The sequence below is a fragment of the Brevundimonas sp. FG128 genome (assembly GCF_057809775.1).
Genome location: NZ_JBMDKP010000002.1, coordinates 555,160 through 570,762 on the forward strand (window position 1 = coordinate 555,160; position 15,603 = coordinate 570,762).

Genomic DNA, 15,603 nt, shown 5'->3' on the forward strand with positions numbered 1-15,603 from the left:
CATGACCGACGCCAATCCGAACCAGGGTCCGACCTCGGGCCTGACGCCCCATCTGACGATCCCGTCGCGCGGCGCCTCGGCGGCGGTCGATTTCTACATCATCGCCTTCGGGGCCGAGGTTCTGGACCGCCGGCTGGCGGAAGACGGCGAGCGACTGATGCACGCCCACCTGAAGATCAACGGCGGCAGCGTCATGCTGAACGACGAGTTCCCGGAACACAGCGGCGTCCAGGACGTGCGCCCCGCCGGCGTCACCCTTCACCTCCAGGTCGCCGATCCCGACGCCTGGTGGACCCGCGCCCTGGTCGTCGGCGGCGCCGAACCCGTCATGGACATGGCTGACCAGTTCTGGGGCGACCGCTACGGCGTCCTGCGCGACCCCTTCGGCCACACCTGGTCCATCGGCGGGCCGACGAAGGGTTGAGGCCTTCACGCTCGGCGGACTTGGGTCAAGGCCCAGCTGACAGGCAGACCGATGACGGCCATGACCGCGACCAAGCCGAATTGACCGCCCCACTCGGCCGGAAAATGATCGCGCCTCAAAACGAAGATGGCAGCCATGCACAGGCCCAAAGCAAAGGCTTGGGAGCGAGGCACGACCAAAGTCTCGCCGCAGCCGGCGCAGGCGAACGTCCGACCATAGCCGAACTGGGTCTTGAGGAAGGGAACGCGCATCTGGCACTCGGGACAGGTCGGCCCGAGCTTCATCAGTTGCACACCACGGTGTTCGACCGCGCGATGTGTTGGCGCCGGAGCGCGCGGCGGCGTCCCTCGCTCAGCCATTCGCCGCGCCGGTCGGTCAGGTATTCGACGACGGTATCCGGCAAGCAGGATTTCGCCATGGTTTCCTCGACGAGCCAGGCCTTGGTGTCGGCGTCGAAATCCGCCCAGGCGCCGTCCAGCCTCTCGACCGCCGTCGACCCGGCTTCTCGATAAAGCAGCCAGCCGGGATTGACCTTGTTGCGCGCCATGAACGCGGCTTGCCGTGCGGCGATCTCGTCCAGATCAACCTGTCCATCGACCATGGCGTTGGCGGACGCCTGGGTTCGCGAAATCAGGCTGGGATCGACGCCGCCGTGGACCACGATCACCGCACCCGGCTCGACGATCAGGCGTCCCCCCAGCGGCAGGAAATAGTTGGCGCAGGACGAGTTGCACTCGCCCTTGACCCGCATGGTGAGACGCCGGCCCTCGAACCGTTCGGCGATCCGCATCGCCTGGTCCGCCGAACCGCCGCGACTGGTCAGCACCAGCTCGACGGTGGTCGGAGCGAAGCTGTGCTCGACACAGGCCGTCATGGCGGCTTCGATGGAACCCGACAGGATGAAGGTTTCAGGCGTGGCCTGACGGCACAGGTCGTCGCGCGCAGCCGCCTTGGCCGACCCCACGCCCGACAACGACAAAACCAGCCCCGCGCAGGCCAACCAGACCGCCTGTTTCATGCCGCTCAACCCCACCTAGCCTCACGACGATCTACGCGAGTAGACCGTCAATCGAAGGTAGTGGCTCAACGGTAGAGGGCAAGACTGTTTAGCGTAGCACGCCGCGAATTTGTCGGCCGCCCCGGTTTATGACGACCTCCCATGGGCCGCGACCTGCGCCGGCGGCCTCAATGTCGCGCGCCGAGGCGATGGCGCGACCGTTGATGCTGACGATCAGGTCGTTCTGGCGGAAGCCGGCGCGGGCGGCGTAGCCTCGACCCGAGACGCCGGTGACGATAACGCCGGTGGCGAAGGGATCGCCGCCCAGACGGTCGGCCAGGGCGGGGTTCAGGGCCACGACCTCGGCGCCGGCGAAGGGGCCGGACTGGATGGTGACGCCCTGATCCGGATCGGCGTCTCCCGGCAGGGTCTGGACGCGGACGGTCAGGGTCTGGGGCCGGCCGTCGCGCAGGATGGCGATCTGGACCTGATCGTTCGGATTGCGCGAGCCGACGCGGTAGTTCAGCCCGCCCTGATCGTTGATCTCCTGCCCGTCCACGGCCGTGATGACGTCGCCCTGGCGCACGCCGGCGCGGGCGGCGGGGCCGTTGGCGTAGACGTCGGTGACGACCAGGCCCTGCGGCCGGGTCAGGCCCAGGCTGCCGGCGATGTCGGCGGTGACGGTGTCGCCCTTCACGCCCAGCCAGGGCCGGACCACCGTCTTGGCGCCGCCCAGGGCGCTGTCGACGACCCGCTTGACCATGGCCGCAGGCACGGCGAACCCGACCCCGGCCGAGGAGCCCGAGCGCGAGAAGATGGCGGTGTTGATGCCGATCAGATCGCCGTCCATATCCACCAGAGCCCCACCCGAGTTGCCGGGATTGATGGCCGCGTCGGTCTGGATGAAGGAGCCGCTGTCGGAAATGCCGGTTTCAGTCCGGTTCAGGGCCGAGATGATGCCGTTGGTCACCGTCTGGCCCACGCCGAACGGATTGCCGATGGCCAGGACCAGATCGCCGACCTGCTGTTCTTCCTGATCGTCGATGGCCAGGACCGGCAGGCGGTCGCTGACGTTTTCCAGCCTCAGCACGGCGATGTCGCTGCGTTCGTCGGCCAGGATGACGGTGGCGGGAAACTCGCGCCGGTCGTTCAGCACGACCTTGATCTGCTGGGCGCCGTCGATGACATGGTTGTTGGTGACGACGATGCCGTCCGAGCGGACGATGACGCCCGAACCGACCGATTCCGCCACGCGCGCCTGGGGAATGCCGCCGCCGAAGAACTGGAAGAAGGGATCGGCCTGAACCCTTTGCACGCTACGCGCCGAAATATTGACCACGGCAGGCGCGGCCGAGCGGACCACGGGCGCAAAGCTGGACTTCATACCCGCCGCGTCGGACGGGGCGGTGCGCGTCGGCTGGGCGAACTCGCCCTCCTGCGCCTTCGAAGTTTCGGGATTGCCGCAGGCGGATAGGGCCAGGGCGGCGGCGAGCACGATCGATCGGGTCTGCATAATCATCCGAGGAGAACAGGCTTCAAGCCAAACCATACCGCACCGCGTTTCTGGCCGGATCAAGGCGTCGGCGTGATATGAACGGACAAGCTTGAGGGCTGTTCCGCAAAGACAAGCGGAAGCGCTCCCTGCCTTTCCGGGCGGAGGTATGGAGGGCTGGGCGGAGCGCCGGGCCTTCGCCCGGAGTTCTGTTGTGGTGTTACCGTTTCGACGAAGGATATGACGCTCCGCGCGAAGGGTTGGCCGCAGGCAGGGGGCTTTTAAGCGGCGGTTCTTACGCCTCCCCCCCAATGCCGACGACGGGCAGGTCGGGGCTGCGCGCCCCGATCCCTGGTCCGGCCGTGGTTCCCACCCCGACCCTCGTTACGACGCTTCAGACACCGGGCGGACCCGACCGATAAGACGCCGAACTCGCACAGGCCGTCTCAGACCCGCTCCCGTTCTCTCCGCTCTCGCCGCCGCAAGGTCGCAGGCCAGGCGAGCCCTCCATGCGACGAGACGGGATCAGAATACGCGCGTTTGGAAGGGGGATGGGAGATGGGGGACATAATTCGCCAAGCGGCTGGAATCGTTGGGAAGGGACCAGCGTCATTGTGCGGGTTGGAGCCTCGTCTCCTCCCTATCGCGCAGCGATGGGGAGGTGGATCGACGGCGAAGCCGGCGAGACGGAGGGGCTCCTTTGGATCATCACAGGCGTCGGTGGGACGTCAAGAGCCCCTCCACCACGCTACGCGCGGTCCCCCTCCCCGCGAAGCGGGGAGGAGACGATGGGGTAGGCGCCCTAGCCTGCCCAGTTGGGTTTGCGCTTTTCGAGGAAGGCGAGGACGCCTTCGCGGCCTTCGGGGGAGACGCGGGCGCGGGCAATGCGTTTGGCGGTCTCGTCCAGAAGACCCGAGTCGATCTTGTGGTGGGCGATGTCGTTGACGAGGCGCTTGGCCTCGCCCATCGCGCCCGGCGCATTGCCGATCAGGCTGTCGGTCAGCATGGAGATGAACTCGTCCACCGAACCTTCAGGCAGGACCAGATCGATCAGGCCGGCGTGGGCGGCGTAGTCGGCGTCGAAGCTGTTTCCGGTCAGGAACAGCTGGCGGGCGCGGCGGGCGCCGATGGCCTCGACGACATAGGGGGCGATGGTCGCTGGGATCAGGCCCAGCTTGACCTCGGAGAAGGCGAAACGCGCCCCCTCGACCGCCACGGCCATGTCGCAGGCGGCGACGATGCCCGCGCCCCCTCCCATGGCGTTCCCCTCGACCAGGGCGATGGTCAGGGCGGGCACGTCGTGCAGGGCCTTGAGCATCTTCGCCAGGCCCATGGCGTCGTCGCGATTGTCGCTTTCGGACCAGCCGGCGGCGTCGCGCATCCAGTTCAGGTCGGCGCCGGCGCTGAAGGTGCCGCCCGCGCCGCGAATGAAGACGGCGCGCACGCGGTCGGCGCCGTGCAGGGTCTCGAACGCCTCGTGCAGGGCGGCGATGGTGGCGGCGTCGAAGGCGTTCTTCTTGTGCGGCCGGTTGATGGTGACGAAGACGACGCCGTCGGCCGTGGAATCGATCTGGACCAGATCATCGTTCGCGTCCGGCGCCGGGTCCGGGACCAGGGGCTGGGCGATGCTGTTGATCTCGGCTTCTTCGGCGTCGGTGACGTCCAGGGCGTTGAGGTCGGCTTCGGTGGGTTTGTCGGCCATGGTCGTCTCCAAACTGAGGGTCCGCTTCCAACGAGGGGCGGAGGTATAGGTTACATCCGGAACAGGCCGAACGTCGTCTCCGGGATCGGGGCGTTCAGGCTGGCGCTGATCGCCAGGCCCAGGACGTCGCGCGTCTGGGCCGGGTCGATGACGCCGTCGTCCCACAGGCGGGCGGTGGCGTAGTAGGGGTTGCCCTCGTCTTCGTACTTCTGACGGATCGGGGCCTTGAAGGCCTCGGCGTCGTCCGCGCTCCAGGTCTCGGCGTCGCGGTGGACGGTGGCCAGGACCGAAGCCGCCTGTTCACCGCCCATGACGCCGATCCGGCTGTTGGGCCAGGTGAAGAGGAAGCGCGGGGAATAGGCGCGGCCGCACATGCCGTAGTTTCCGGCCCCGAAACTGCCGCCGATCAGGACGGTGAACTTGGGCACCTCGGCGCTGGCGACGGCGGTGACCAGCTTGGCGCCGTCCTTGGCGATGCCGCCCGCCTCGTATTTGCCGCCGACCATGAAGCCCGAGATGTTCTGCAGGAACAGCAGCGGGATCTTTCGCTTGCAGGCCAGTTCGATGAAGTGGGCGCCCTTCTGGGCGCTCTCGGAAAAGATGACGCCGTTGTTGGCCAGGATGGCGACCGGATAGCCCCAGATGCGGGCGAAGCCGCAGACCAGGGTCGAGCCGTACAACGTCTTGAACTCGTCGAACTCGGACCCGTCCACCAAGCGGGCGATGACCTCGCGCACATCATAGGGGGCGCGGACGTCGTCGGGGATCAGGCCGTAAAGCTCTTCGGCCGCGAAGGCCGGCGCGCGGGGTTCGCGCACATCCATATCCACGGTCTTGGTGGTGTTCAGATTGGCGACGATGGACCGCACGATCTCCAGCGCATGTTCGTCGTTCTCGGCCACATGATCGACCACGCCCGAGCGGCGGCCGTGGGTCTCGGCCCCGCCCAGTTCCTCGGCCGAGATCACCTCGCCCGTGGCGGCCTTCACCAGGGGCGGCCCGGCCAGGAAGATGGCGCCCTGGTTGCGCACGATGATCGTCTCGTCCGACATGGCCGGCACATAGGCGCCGCCGGCGGTGGACAGGCCCATGACGCAGGCGATCTGGGCGATGCCCTTGGCGCTCATCCGGGCCTGGTTGAAGAAGATGCGGCCGAAATGGTCGCGGTCGGGAAACACCTCGGCCTGGTGAGGCAGGTTGGCCCCGCCTGAGTCCACCAGATAAACGCATGGCAGGCGGTTCTGCTCGGCGATCTCCTGGGCGCGCAGGTGTTTCTTCACCGTCATGGGGAAATAGGCGCCGCCCTTCACCGTCGGATCGTTGCAGACGATAATGACCTCGCGGCCCGACACCCGGCCGATTCCGGCGATGACGCCGGCGGCGGGGGCCTCGCCGTCATACATGCCGTGGGCGGCCAGCTGACCGACCTCCAGGAAGGGCGAGCCGGGGTCCAGCAGCCGCTCGACCCGGTCGCGCGGCAACAGCTTGCCGCGGGCCACTTGCCGCTCGCGCGACTTGTCGGACCCGCCGCGCGCGGCCTTGGCCACATGGTCGCGCAACTCGGCGACCAGGGCGCTGTTGTGCGCGTGCAGGGACTTGTATTTGGGGCTTTGCGGATCGACCGCTGACGTCAGCTTCGGCATGGAGGTGGTTTAGGCGGGGTCGCGGGGCGTCACAAGCGCCTGCCGCCATCCTTGCCTCCCCGCCCCTTTTCCCCTATAGGCCCCGCCTTTCCAGGGCTTCGGTCCTGTCGCGGACCACCAAAGGGTTGGACGTTCGGTCCGGCCGCCGCGCCAGGAGCCATCGTGGGGATCGACTTACCCGGTCGTTTCCACGCCGACGCCCACAAGGGAGAATACCGCATGGCTCTTTACGAGCACACGGTCATGTCGCGCCAGGATATCTCGGCGCAACAGGCCGAAGCGCTGAACGACACCATCAAGGGCTTGATCGAACAAGGCGGCGGTTCCGTCGCCAAGATCGAGTACTGGGGTCTGCGCAACCTGACGTACCGCGTGAAGAAGAACCGCAAGGCTCACTATTCGCTGCTGGCCGTCGATTGCCCCCCGGCCGCCATGGCCGAGGTCGAGCGTCAGCTGTCGATCAACGAAGACGTGCTGCGTTGGCTGACCGTCCGCGTCGAGGAACTCGACCTGGAACTGTCGCCGCTGCTGGCCCGCCGCGAGCGTGAACGCGAGCGTGAGCGCGAGCGTACCCCGCGCGACGACGCCGCTTCCGACGCCGCCGAATAAGGAATCCGGAACATGACCGATACCACCGCCCCGACCCCGGGCGCACCGGCGGGCTCCGGCGCCGCCGGCCGCCGCCCCTTCTATCGCCGCCGCAAGGTCTGCCCGTTCTCGGGCGCCAATGCGCCGAAGATCGACTACAAGGACGTGAAGCTGCTGCAGCGTTACGTTTCCGAACGCGGCAAGATCGTGCCCTCGCGCATCACCGCCGTCTCCCAGAAGAAGCAACGCGAACTGGCCAAGGCCATCAAGCGCGCTCGCTATCTGGCCCTCCTGCCTTACGTGGTGAAGTGAGATGAAGGTCGTTCTGCTTGAACGCGTCGAGAATCTCGGCGCCATCGGCGACGTCGTGTCCGTCAAGGACGGCTTCGCCCGTAACTTCCTTCTGCCGCGCGACAAGGCCCGTCGGGCCACCGCCGCGAACCTGAAGGCGTTCGAACTCGACCGCGCCGCCATCGAGCAGCGCAACGAGAAGAACAAGGCCGATGCACAGAAGGTCGCCGACAAGATCGACGGCCAGACCTACATCATGATCCGTCAGGCCGGTGAAACCGGTCACCTGTACGGTTCGGTCGCCGGCCGCGACGTCGCCGAGGCCATCCAGGCCGAAGGCGGCAAGGTCGAGCGTTCGCAAGTCGTCCTGAACACGGCGATCAAGAACCTGGGCGTCCACGAAGTGCCGGTCCGCCTGCACGCCGAGGTCCGCGCCACGGTCAAGATCAACATCGCCCGTTCGATGGACGAAGCCGAGCGTCAGGCCAAGGGCGAGGACGTGATCCGCAGCCAGTTCGACGATGAGCGCCAGGCCGCCGAGCAATCGGCCCAGGAACTGATCGAAGGCGGCGCCGGTCAACAAGAAGGCTTCGGCGACGAAGCCTGATCGACCCCGGCCTTCGGGCCGGATCGCCAAGACATCGAGGGCGTGTTCCGCAAGGGACGCGCCCTTTTTGCTGCCTCAGCTCGCCCGCAGGAAGAATGCGATCGCCCGCGCACTCTATGACAAGTTTGCAACAAGCAAAGACCTTCGGTCTCTCAGAGGCCGAAATAGACAATAAGCTTGCTTGACGCCGCTCGTTTGGGGTCACAGCCTCCAATCACGACTGATTTCGACCTGCCGGGCGAAAGATTATTGCCCCGAGGACGAGCCGGCCGAGGGGCGACGGCATGGCGGCCTGTCGAACGCCCGCGCACATGGCCGTCTCGCTTTCCGCCGGGGATATTCAATGCAAATCGGACACGGCCGTCGGGCCCTGCTGGCCTTCGCCTCCACCAGCGCGCTTTTCATCGCATCGTCAGCCTTCGCTCAAACGACACCGCCCCCGATCGACGACACGACGGAAGTGGGAGAGATCGTCGTCACAGGCACCCGCACGGTGGGACGCACTCGCCTGGACACCATCGCCCCAGTCGATGTCATCACCGGCGAAACCCTGACCCGCTCCGGCACCGGCACGGAGACCGCTGCGGCGCTGGCGGCGGCGGCGCCCTCGATCAACTTTCCTCGCCCCTCGATCTCTGACGGTTCGGACCACGTTCGGCCGGCCACCCTGCGCGGCCTGGCGCCGGATCAAGCCCTGGTGCTGATCAACGGACAGCGCGGCCATGTCAGCGCCCTCGTGAACGTCAACGGCAACCTGGGCCGGGGATCGACCGCGTTCGACCTGAACACGATCCCATCGGTCACGCTGGGTTCGGTCGAGGTTCTGCGCGACGGCGCCTCCGCCCAATATGGTTCAGACGCCATCGCGGGCGTGATCAATCTGCGTCTGCGCGAGGCGCGCGAAGGCGGCGGCCTGACCCTGAACTACGGTCGATACGACACCAGTTTCGACACCGCGCGGGGGTCCCAAGACCGACAGGATGGAACCCAGAAATCGGTCGCCGGATGGGTGGGGCTGCCCTTGGGCGAAGAGGGTTTCGTGACCGTGTCAGGCGAGTTGCAGAGCCGCGACCCGACCAATCGCGCCGACTATGCCGCACCTTCCGCCGTGGCGGACGGTTCGGCCGATACGGTGCTTGGCCGCTATGGCGATCCGGGCGTGCAAGCGCAGTCGATCTGGTTCAACGCCGGCCATCCGGTCGGCGGGGCCTGGGAGGCCTACGCCTTTGGCGGCATTCAGCACAAGGAAACGGATTCGGCGGCGACCGCGCGCGCCTTCAACAATCCCAACAATGTGGTGGGCATTTATCCCAACGGCTTCCTGCCCAAGATCGGCACGGAGATCGTCGATTATAATTTGTATGGGGGCGTCAAGGGCGAGGCTGGCGGAATCCTCTGGGACTTCTCGGCGGGTTATGGACGAAACACGATCGACTATCGCGTGTTCGACAGCATCAACGCCTCTTACGGCGATCAGGGCGACGCGACGCAACGTGAGTTCGACGCCGGTGGTCTGGAATACGACCAACTGACGGTCGGGGTGGATGGGGTGAAGCCGCTCGAAGTCGGCCTGTTCGAGCCGGTCAACCTTGCCTTCGGGTTCGAATATCGCGCCGAGAGCTTCGGCCAGACGGCGGGCGAACCCAAGTCCTACGACAAACTGGCCGGCAGTTCGCAGGGCGGCGGCGCTCAGGGCTTTCCCGGCTTCTCGCCCGCCAATGTCGTCGACGTGGATCGCCACAACTGGAGCGCCTACATCGACCTGGAGGGCAAGCTGACCGAAGCGCTGTCGGTCGGCCTGGCCGGTCGATACGAGGACTATTCGGACTTCGGCGACCAGGTGACTGGCAAGCTGTCGGCACGCTACGACTTCTCGCCCAGCTTCGCCCTGCGCGGCGCGGTTTCCAGCGGATTCCACGCCCCGGCGCTGCAGCAGCAGTATTTCAGCTATGTGGCCACCAATCTGGTGACCACCGGCTCCCCTCCGGTGACGAACCTGATCCAGTCGGGCACTTTCCGCGTGGACGACCCGGTCTCGATCGCCCTGGGCGCCAAGCCGCTAGAGGCCGAGACCTCAACCAACTATTCGTTGGGCGCGGTCTTCCGAACGGGCGGGTTCGAATTGACGATCGACGCCTATCAGATCGCCCTAGAAAACCGCATCATCCTGTCGGAGAATTTGGGCCCGTCACGCCCCAGCCAGTCGGCGGACACGACCAACGCCGTCCTGGCGATCATTCAGCCGCTGGGCGTCTCGTCCGCCCGTTTCTGGACCAACGGCCTGGACACCACCACCCAGGGGATCGACGTCGTCGGCCGTTACCGCATGCCCACGGACACCATGGGACGGTTTGATTTCACACTGGCCGGCAATTACAACGAGACCACCGTCGATAAACTGCCCGACATTCCGACCGGCTTGGCGATCCCGGTCTCGCCGAACTTCCTGTTCGACCGCGCCAACATCCTGTCGTTCGAGGAAGGCACGCCGAAATACAAGGTCGTGGGTAGTGCGGACTGGACTTACGGCGGCTTCGGCGTGACGGCCAAGGCGACCTATTACGACACCGTTCTGGTCCCCAACAACACGGCCTCCAACGACTACTGGACCGGGGCGGCGACGCTGCTGGATCTGGAAGGGCGCTATGCCTTCCCCATGGGCGTCTCGGTGGCGATCGGGGTCAACAATCTAACTGACGAATACCCGAACTACACCCCTGCTGCTCTGAACGCCGCTACGGGATCGGTCGGCTTCCCGCAGTATTCGCCCTATGGTTTCAACGGGCGGTTCTTCTACGGGCGGCTGAGCTACAGTTTCTGAGCCGAAGCGCAGGTTGGCGGAAGGGCGCTCTTCGGAGCGCCCTTTTTCGTGAACTCGACGACCACCGCATAGTCCACAGCCTATCCCCGTTCATCTTCGGCTTGATGATGAATCCGTCCGCATTCGACGCAGGGCGAGGTTAGAACGGCAGGCCATGAACGCCTTCGCCCCCCTGCCCTTCTCCGCCTCGCCGACCGATCAGGGCGGGATTTCGTCGATGCCTCACAATCTGGAGGCGGAGCAGGCGCTGCTGGGTTCGCTGATGTTCGACAACGCCGTGTTCGAGCGGCTGAGCGACAGGCTGCGGGGGTCGCACTTCTACGAGCCTTTCCACCAGCGGCTTTACGAGGCGATCGAGGATCACATCCGCCAGGGGATGCTGGCCGAGCCGACCATCCTGATGGAGCGGTTCAAGCAGGACCCGGCGTTCCAGGAGTTCGGCGGTCTGCGTTACCTCGCCGATCTGGTGGACCGGGCGCCGCCGGCGGCCAATGCGCCCGACTATGCGCGGGTGGTCTATGATCTGGCGCTGCGGCGCGACCTGATCCGCATCGGCGGCGAGATCATCAAGGAGGCGCCCAATCCCGAGACGCCCGCCGACGAACAGATCGAACAGGCCGAGCAGACCCTGTATTCCCTGGCCGAGACCGGCAAGCCGTCGTCGGGTTTCGTCAGCTTTTCCAACGCCCTGTCGGGCGCGGTTCAGATGGCGGCCGAGGCGTATCAGCGCGACGGAAAGCTGGCGGGCCTGGCGACGCAGTTGAACGATCTGGACCAGAAGCTGGGGGGCCTGCACCCCTCCGACCTGCTGATCCTGGCGGGGCGTCCGTCGATGGGCAAGACGGCGCTGGCGACCAACATCGCCTTCAATGTGGCCCGAAGCTATCAGTGGGAGCCGACGCCGGAAGGGCGCAAGACCGTCAACGGCGGCGTGGTCGCCTTCTATTCGCTGGAAATGAGCGCCGAACAGCTGGCCATGCGTATTCTGGCCGATGCGTCGGGCGTGTCGTCGGACAAGCTGCGCAAGGGCGAGATCAATGCGTCCGACTTCGGCAAGATCCGCGACGCGGCGGTCGAGATCGGCGAGAGCCCGTTGTACATCGACGCCACCGGCGGCCTGTCCATCTCAAAGCTGGCGGCGCGCGCGCGGCGGCTGAAGCGGATGGAGCACGGGCTGGACCTGATCATCGTCGACTATCTTCAACTGGTGACCACCGGCGAGAACAGCCAGAAGAACCGGGTGCAGGAGGTGTCGGAGATCACCGGCGGGCTGAAGGCCCTGGCCAAGGAGCTGTCGGTGCCGATCATCGCCCTGTCGCAGTTGTCGCGTCAGGTGGAGCAGCGCGAGGACAAGCGGCCGCAACTATCGGACCTGCGTGAATCGGGCTCGATCGAACAGGACGCCGACTGCGTGATGTTCGTCTATCGGGAAAGCTACTACCTGGGCCGGGCCGAACCGCGCGAGGGCACCGAGGAACACCTGCAATGGCAGCAGGACATGGACCGGCTGCAGCACCAGGCCGAAGTGGTCATCGGCAAACAGCGCCACGGCCCCATCGGCATCGTCAAACTGTCGTTCGACGCCGACACGACCAAGTTCGGCAACCTAGCGCACGACGGCCGCTATGAAGAGCCGAACTACGAGTAGCGGCTGTTCCATCCGGCGAAAGTTGGAGCATAAGGAGGCCATGTCCGCCCCTGCCCCCGCCGTGCTTTCCGTCGATCTGAGCGCCCTGGCGCGCAACTACCACACGCTGGGGGCCGTCAGCGGCCAACCGGTGCATCCGGTGGTCAAGGCGGACGGCTATGGGCTGGGGGCGCAGGCGGTGGCGACGCGGCTGATGGCCGAGGGGGCGCGGACCTTCTTCGTGGCGCGGGCGGCCGAGGGGGTGCGGCTGCGGGCGGCGCTGGGCGGCGCACAGGCGGGCGGGCCGGTGATCTATGTGCTGGACGGATGTCATGGCGAGGATGCGCCGGCGCTGAAGGCGGCGGACCTGCGGCCGGTGCTGAACCATCCTGCGCAGATGCAGGCCTGGGCCGCAGCGGGCGGCGGGACCTGCGGGCTTCAGATCGACACCGGCATGAACCGGCTGGGCGTCCGGCCCGAGGATGCGCCGGAGGCCTTCGAAGGGCTGGCGCTGGTGCTGACACACCTGGCCTGCGCCGATGATCCGACCAATCCGATGAACCGGCGTCAGCGCGACGCCTTTGCGGGCGTGGTGGAGCGCTATCCGGGCGTGATCCGGTCGTTCGCCAACTCCAGCGGGTGCTTCCTGGGGCCGGAGTTCGCCTTCGACGCCGTGCGGCCGGGCATCTGCCTTTACGGCGGCGGGCCGGAGGGGCGGCCTGATCCCCGGATCGCGCCCGTGGCTGCGCTTACGGCCCAGGTGCTTCAGGTGCGCGACGTGCCGGCGGGCGAGAGCGTCGGCTATTCACGCGGCTTCATCGCCGAACGCCCGATGCGGGTGGCGACGGTGGCGGCGGGCTATGCGGATGGATTGCTGCGGTCCTACTCGCCCCAGGGCGCTGTCTGGATTGCGGGCGAGACCCGGCCGTTGCTGGGCCGGGTCTCGATGGATGTCTGCGCCGTGGACATCACCGGCCTGGATGTCGCAGTCGGCGATCCGGTCGAACTGTTCGGCGCCAACCGCTTGCTGGACGACGCGGCGGCGGCGGCGGGGACCATCAGCTACGAGCTGCTGACGTCGATCACCACGCGCGTGCCGCGTCGCTACATGGATTAGCCAAGCACACGACGGACCGGAACGGAGAAAGCGATCAGAGGCCGGCGAGACCGCTCATGGCGGCGGTGCTGGCGACGAACATCATGCTGATGCTGCCGACGATGGCGCTGATGATGAAATAGACCACGATGCTGAGAATGACCGTGACGATGAAGTAGCCGACCTTCTTGTCGTCGGGCGTCTTCATCAGAATCGGCAGGCCGACGAACAGCAGATAGAAGCTGTACAGACCCAGGATCGCCAGGATGCCCAGCATCGGGATCAGGCCAAACACGCCGACCAGCCAGGCGGCCGTCCAGGAATAGACGGCGACCTTCATCGCCTGGACCTTGTTGGGGACCGAGCCGAAGCTGGGGGCCAGGGCGTTGATGATGAGACCCAGCAGGAAGACGCCCAACAGCGACATCAGATAGCTGACGACGGCGACGACCAGGGCGCCGGTGATCGGCATGCGCATGCCGAAGATCGGCAGCAACTGTCCGCCCAGCAGGCTGCAGATCGGGCCGATGGCGGCCAGGATCATCGCATAGCGGGTGAACAGGCTCTTGGTCGTGGCGAACTCGCCGTCGATGATGCGCCATTCGGACAGGGGCTGAAGCAGGATGCCCTTGACGCGCGCGATCAGGGCCGGATCGACGGCGGGTTGCGAAGGGGTCGTCGGATCGGTCATGGCGCGCCTCGGCGTTTGAGAGAACGTCAGTTTGACGTTGCGCCGCCCACATAAGCAAGGGCGATGCGACAGACTCTCAATCTTATACAGCAAAGGTCGCCCTACGACCGGACCTGTCGTGGGCGTCGTGCAATCGGAATGCGAACAGGCGGCCCAAACCGTCCGATCTGCTAAGGAAGCTCATGGCTCGCGATTCCGCTCTCTACGTCTGTCAGTCCTGCGGCACGGTCCACGGCAAATGGTCGGGGCAGTGCAGTTCCTGCGGCCAGTGGAACACGCTGAGCGAGGAGAGCCGTTCGGCCCCGCCCGGGGCGATCAAACCCTCGGCTGCGACCTCGGCCCGGTCGCGCGGCATTCAGTTCGAGACCCTGCAATCCGATACGCCCGAACCGGCGCGCATCACGACGGGCGTGGCCGAGTTCGACCGCGTCTGCGGCGGCGGCGTGGTGCCGGGATCCGCCATATTGCTGAGCGGCGACCCTGGCGTGGGCAAGTCCACGCTGTTGCTGGAGGTTGCGGCCAAGGCGGCGCTGCGCGGATCGCGCGTGGCCTATATCTCCGGCGAAGAAGCCGTGGAGCAGATCCGGGCGCGGGCCAAGCGGATGGGTCTGGCCGACGCGCCGGTCAATCTGGCGGCGGCGACCGCGCTGCGTGAAATCCTGGGCACGCTGAAGCGCGAGCATTTCGACATCGTCATCGTCGACTCGATTCAGACCCTGTGGTCCGACGTGCATGAAAGCGGCCCCGGCTCGATCACCCAGGTCCGGGCCTGCGCCGGCGAAATGGTGCGTCTGGCCAAGTCGCAGGGCGTGGCGGTCGTGCTGGTCGGTCACGTCACCAAGGACGGTCAGGTCGCCGGCCCCCGCGTGGTCGAACACCTGGTCGACGCGGTCATGACCTTCGAGGGCGAGCGCGGCTATCCGTTCCGCATCCTGCGCGCGGGCAAGAACCGCTTCGGCGCCACCGACGAAATCGGCGTGTTCGAAATGGGCGACAGCGGTCTGCGCGAGGTCGCCAATCCGTCCGCCCTCTTCCTGGGCGAGGGCAAGGAACGGGCGCCCGGCGCCGCCGTCTTCGCCGGTATCGAAGGCTCGCGCCCCGTGCTGGTCGAGATGCAGGCCCTGGTGTCCAAATCCGCCTATGGCACCCCGCGGCGGGCCGTGATCGGCTGGGAGACCGGGCGCCTGGCCATGGTGCTGGCCGTACTGGAGGCCCGCTGCGGTTTCGGCTTCGGCGATCAGGACGTCTATCTGAATGTGGCGGGCGGCTTGCGCATCAACGAACCCGCTGCGGATCTCGCGGCGGCGGCGGCCCTGATCAGCTCGGCGACCGGCATCTCCCTGCCCCAGGGCTGCGTCGTCTTCGGCGAGATCGGCCTGTCGGGCGAGGTCCGCAGCGTCGGCCGCGCCGAGGCCCGCCTGCGCGAGGCGCAAAAGCTGGGCTTCGATCAGGTGCTGAGCCCGACCCTGACGGCCAAGACCAAGGGGGTGAAGGTGACATCGGTGACGCGTCTGACGGATGTGGTCGAACGAATCTCGCAGAACCGCTATTAGAGGATAGACGGTCGCGCTTTCTTTCGGTTCGTCATCCTCGCCCTTGTGGCGAGAATCCATAAACTCCGAGG

At 66.5% G+C, this 15,603-nt stretch carries 14 protein-coding genes; 8 read left to right on the forward strand and 6 right to left on the reverse strand.

The annotated features are described in order from the left end of the window. Position 1 precedes the first annotated feature (1 nt). Positions 2 to 424: a VOC family protein gene (locus ACODSC_RS07125; protein ID WP_488813117.1), complete on the forward strand. Its 423-nt coding sequence runs from the start codon at positions 2 to 4 to the stop codon at positions 422 to 424. A 5-nt stretch (positions 425 to 429) separates the two neighbouring features. On the opposite strand, the gene ACODSC_RS07130 is transcribed toward ACODSC_RS07125, so the two are convergent. From ACODSC_RS07130 to ACODSC_RS07150, 5 genes are all read right to left on the reverse strand, one after another. Further along, positions 430 to 717, reverse strand: coding sequence for a hypothetical protein (locus ACODSC_RS07130; protein WP_488813119.1), 288 nt, complete (start codon positions 715 to 717; stop codon positions 430 to 432). Beyond that, entirely contained in the window at positions 708 to 1,451 is a 744-nt protein-coding gene (locus ACODSC_RS07135) for a hypothetical protein (protein ID WP_488813121.1), read from the reverse strand. The genes ACODSC_RS07130 and ACODSC_RS07135 overlap by 10 nt, the downstream gene beginning before the upstream one ends. Positions 1,452 to 1,530: 79 nt before the next feature. Further along, entirely contained in the window at positions 1,531 to 2,934 is a 1,404-nt protein-coding gene (locus ACODSC_RS07140) for a Do family serine endopeptidase (protein WP_488813123.1), read from the reverse strand. A gap of 781 nt (positions 2,935 to 3,715) precedes the next feature. Then, the gene (locus tag ACODSC_RS07145) at positions 3,716 to 4,615 is read right to left on the reverse strand and encodes an enoyl-CoA hydratase-related protein (protein ID WP_488813125.1); all 900 of its coding nucleotides are present in this window, start codon (positions 4,613 to 4,615) and stop codon (positions 3,716 to 3,718) included. Positions 4,616 to 4,665: 50 nt separating this feature from the next. After that, on the reverse strand, positions 4,666 to 6,258 hold the full coding sequence (locus ACODSC_RS07150; protein ID WP_488813127.1) for a carboxyl transferase domain-containing protein: 1,593 nt from the start codon (positions 6,256 to 6,258) through the stop codon (positions 4,666 to 4,668). Between the two features lie 219 nt (positions 6,259 to 6,477). On the opposite strand from ACODSC_RS07150, the gene rpsF reads away from it, so the two are divergent. The 6 genes from rpsF to alr all read left to right on the forward strand — a co-directional run bounded on the left by rpsF (position 6,478) and on the right by alr (position 13,309). Then, entirely contained in the window at positions 6,478 to 6,867 is a 390-nt protein-coding gene (gene rpsF, locus ACODSC_RS07155; RefSeq protein ID WP_159851741.1) for a 30S ribosomal protein S6, read from the forward strand. 12 nt (positions 6,868 to 6,879) lie between these two features. After that, positions 6,880 to 7,158 carry a 30S ribosomal protein S18 gene (gene rpsR / locus ACODSC_RS07160; protein WP_008259463.1) on the forward strand — a complete coding sequence of 93 codons (279 nt, stop codon included), beginning with the start codon at positions 6,880 to 6,882 and terminating at the stop codon, positions 7,156 to 7,158. Between the two features lies 1 nt (position 7,159). Next, on the forward strand, positions 7,160 to 7,744 hold the full coding sequence (rplI, locus tag ACODSC_RS07165; protein ID WP_395943517.1) for a 50S ribosomal protein L9: 585 nt from the start codon (positions 7,160 to 7,162) through the stop codon (positions 7,742 to 7,744). 343 nt (positions 7,745 to 8,087) lie between these two features. Continuing rightward, entirely contained in the window at positions 8,088 to 10,565 is a 2,478-nt protein-coding gene (locus ACODSC_RS07170; protein ID WP_488813130.1) for a TonB-dependent receptor plug domain-containing protein, read from the forward strand. A gap of 154 nt (positions 10,566 to 10,719) precedes the next feature. Further along, positions 10,720 to 12,213, forward strand: a complete 1,494-nt coding sequence (locus tag ACODSC_RS07175; protein WP_488813132.1) for a replicative DNA helicase — start codon at positions 10,720 to 10,722, stop codon at positions 12,211 to 12,213. A 40-nt stretch (positions 12,214 to 12,253) separates the two neighbouring features. Further along, positions 12,254 to 13,309, forward strand: coding sequence for an alanine racemase (gene alr, locus ACODSC_RS07180; RefSeq protein ID WP_488813134.1), 1,056 nt, complete (start codon positions 12,254 to 12,256; stop codon positions 13,307 to 13,309). 34 nt (positions 13,310 to 13,343) lie between these two features. Here alr and ACODSC_RS07185 read toward each other — a convergent pair whose 3' ends face one another. Continuing rightward, complete coding sequence (locus tag ACODSC_RS07185; protein ID WP_488813136.1) at positions 13,344 to 13,979, reverse strand: Yip1 family protein; 636 nt, start codon at positions 13,977 to 13,979, stop codon at positions 13,344 to 13,346. 182 nt (positions 13,980 to 14,161) lie between these two features. Between ACODSC_RS07185 and radA the strand changes: the two genes are divergently transcribed. After that, positions 14,162 to 15,532: a DNA repair protein RadA gene (gene radA, locus ACODSC_RS07190; RefSeq protein WP_488813138.1), complete on the forward strand. Its 1,371-nt coding sequence runs from the start codon at positions 14,162 to 14,164 to the stop codon at positions 15,530 to 15,532. The last annotated feature ends 71 nt before the right edge of the window (positions 15,533 to 15,603 follow it).

Bases quoted from the DNA above. Each gene is read 5' to 3' on its own strand.
- ACODSC_RS07125 (WP_488813117.1), top strand. From the start codon at position 2: ATGACCGACGCCAATCCGAACCAGGGTCCGACCTCGGGCCTGACGCCC.
- ACODSC_RS07140 (WP_488813123.1), bottom strand. From the start codon at position 2,934: ATGCAGACCCGATCGATCGTGCTCGCCGCCGCCCTGGCCCTATCCGCC.
- ACODSC_RS07145 (WP_488813125.1), bottom strand. From the start codon at position 4,615: ATGGCCGACAAACCCACCGAAGCCGACCTCAACGCCCTGGACGTCACC.
- ACODSC_RS07150 (WP_488813127.1), bottom strand. From the start codon at position 6,258: ATGCCGAAGCTGACGTCAGCGGTCGATCCGCAAAGCCCCAAATACAAG.
- rpsF (WP_159851741.1), top strand. From the start codon at position 6,478: ATGGCTCTTTACGAGCACACGGTCATGTCGCGCCAGGATATCTCGGCG.
- rpsR (WP_008259463.1), top strand. From the start codon at position 6,880: ATGACCGATACCACCGCCCCGACCCCGGGCGCACCGGCGGGCTCCGGC.
- rplI (WP_395943517.1), top strand. From the start codon at position 7,160: ATGAAGGTCGTTCTGCTTGAACGCGTCGAGAATCTCGGCGCCATCGGC.
- ACODSC_RS07170 (WP_488813130.1), top strand. From the start codon at position 8,088: ATGCAAATCGGACACGGCCGTCGGGCCCTGCTGGCCTTCGCCTCCACC.
- ACODSC_RS07175 (WP_488813132.1), top strand. From the start codon at position 10,720: ATGAACGCCTTCGCCCCCCTGCCCTTCTCCGCCTCGCCGACCGATCAG.
- alr (WP_488813134.1), top strand. From the start codon at position 12,254: ATGTCCGCCCCTGCCCCCGCCGTGCTTTCCGTCGATCTGAGCGCCCTG.
- ACODSC_RS07185 (WP_488813136.1), bottom strand. From the start codon at position 13,979: ATGACCGATCCGACGACCCCTTCGCAACCCGCCGTCGATCCGGCCCTG.
- radA (WP_488813138.1), top strand. From the start codon at position 14,162: ATGGCTCGCGATTCCGCTCTCTACGTCTGTCAGTCCTGCGGCACGGTC.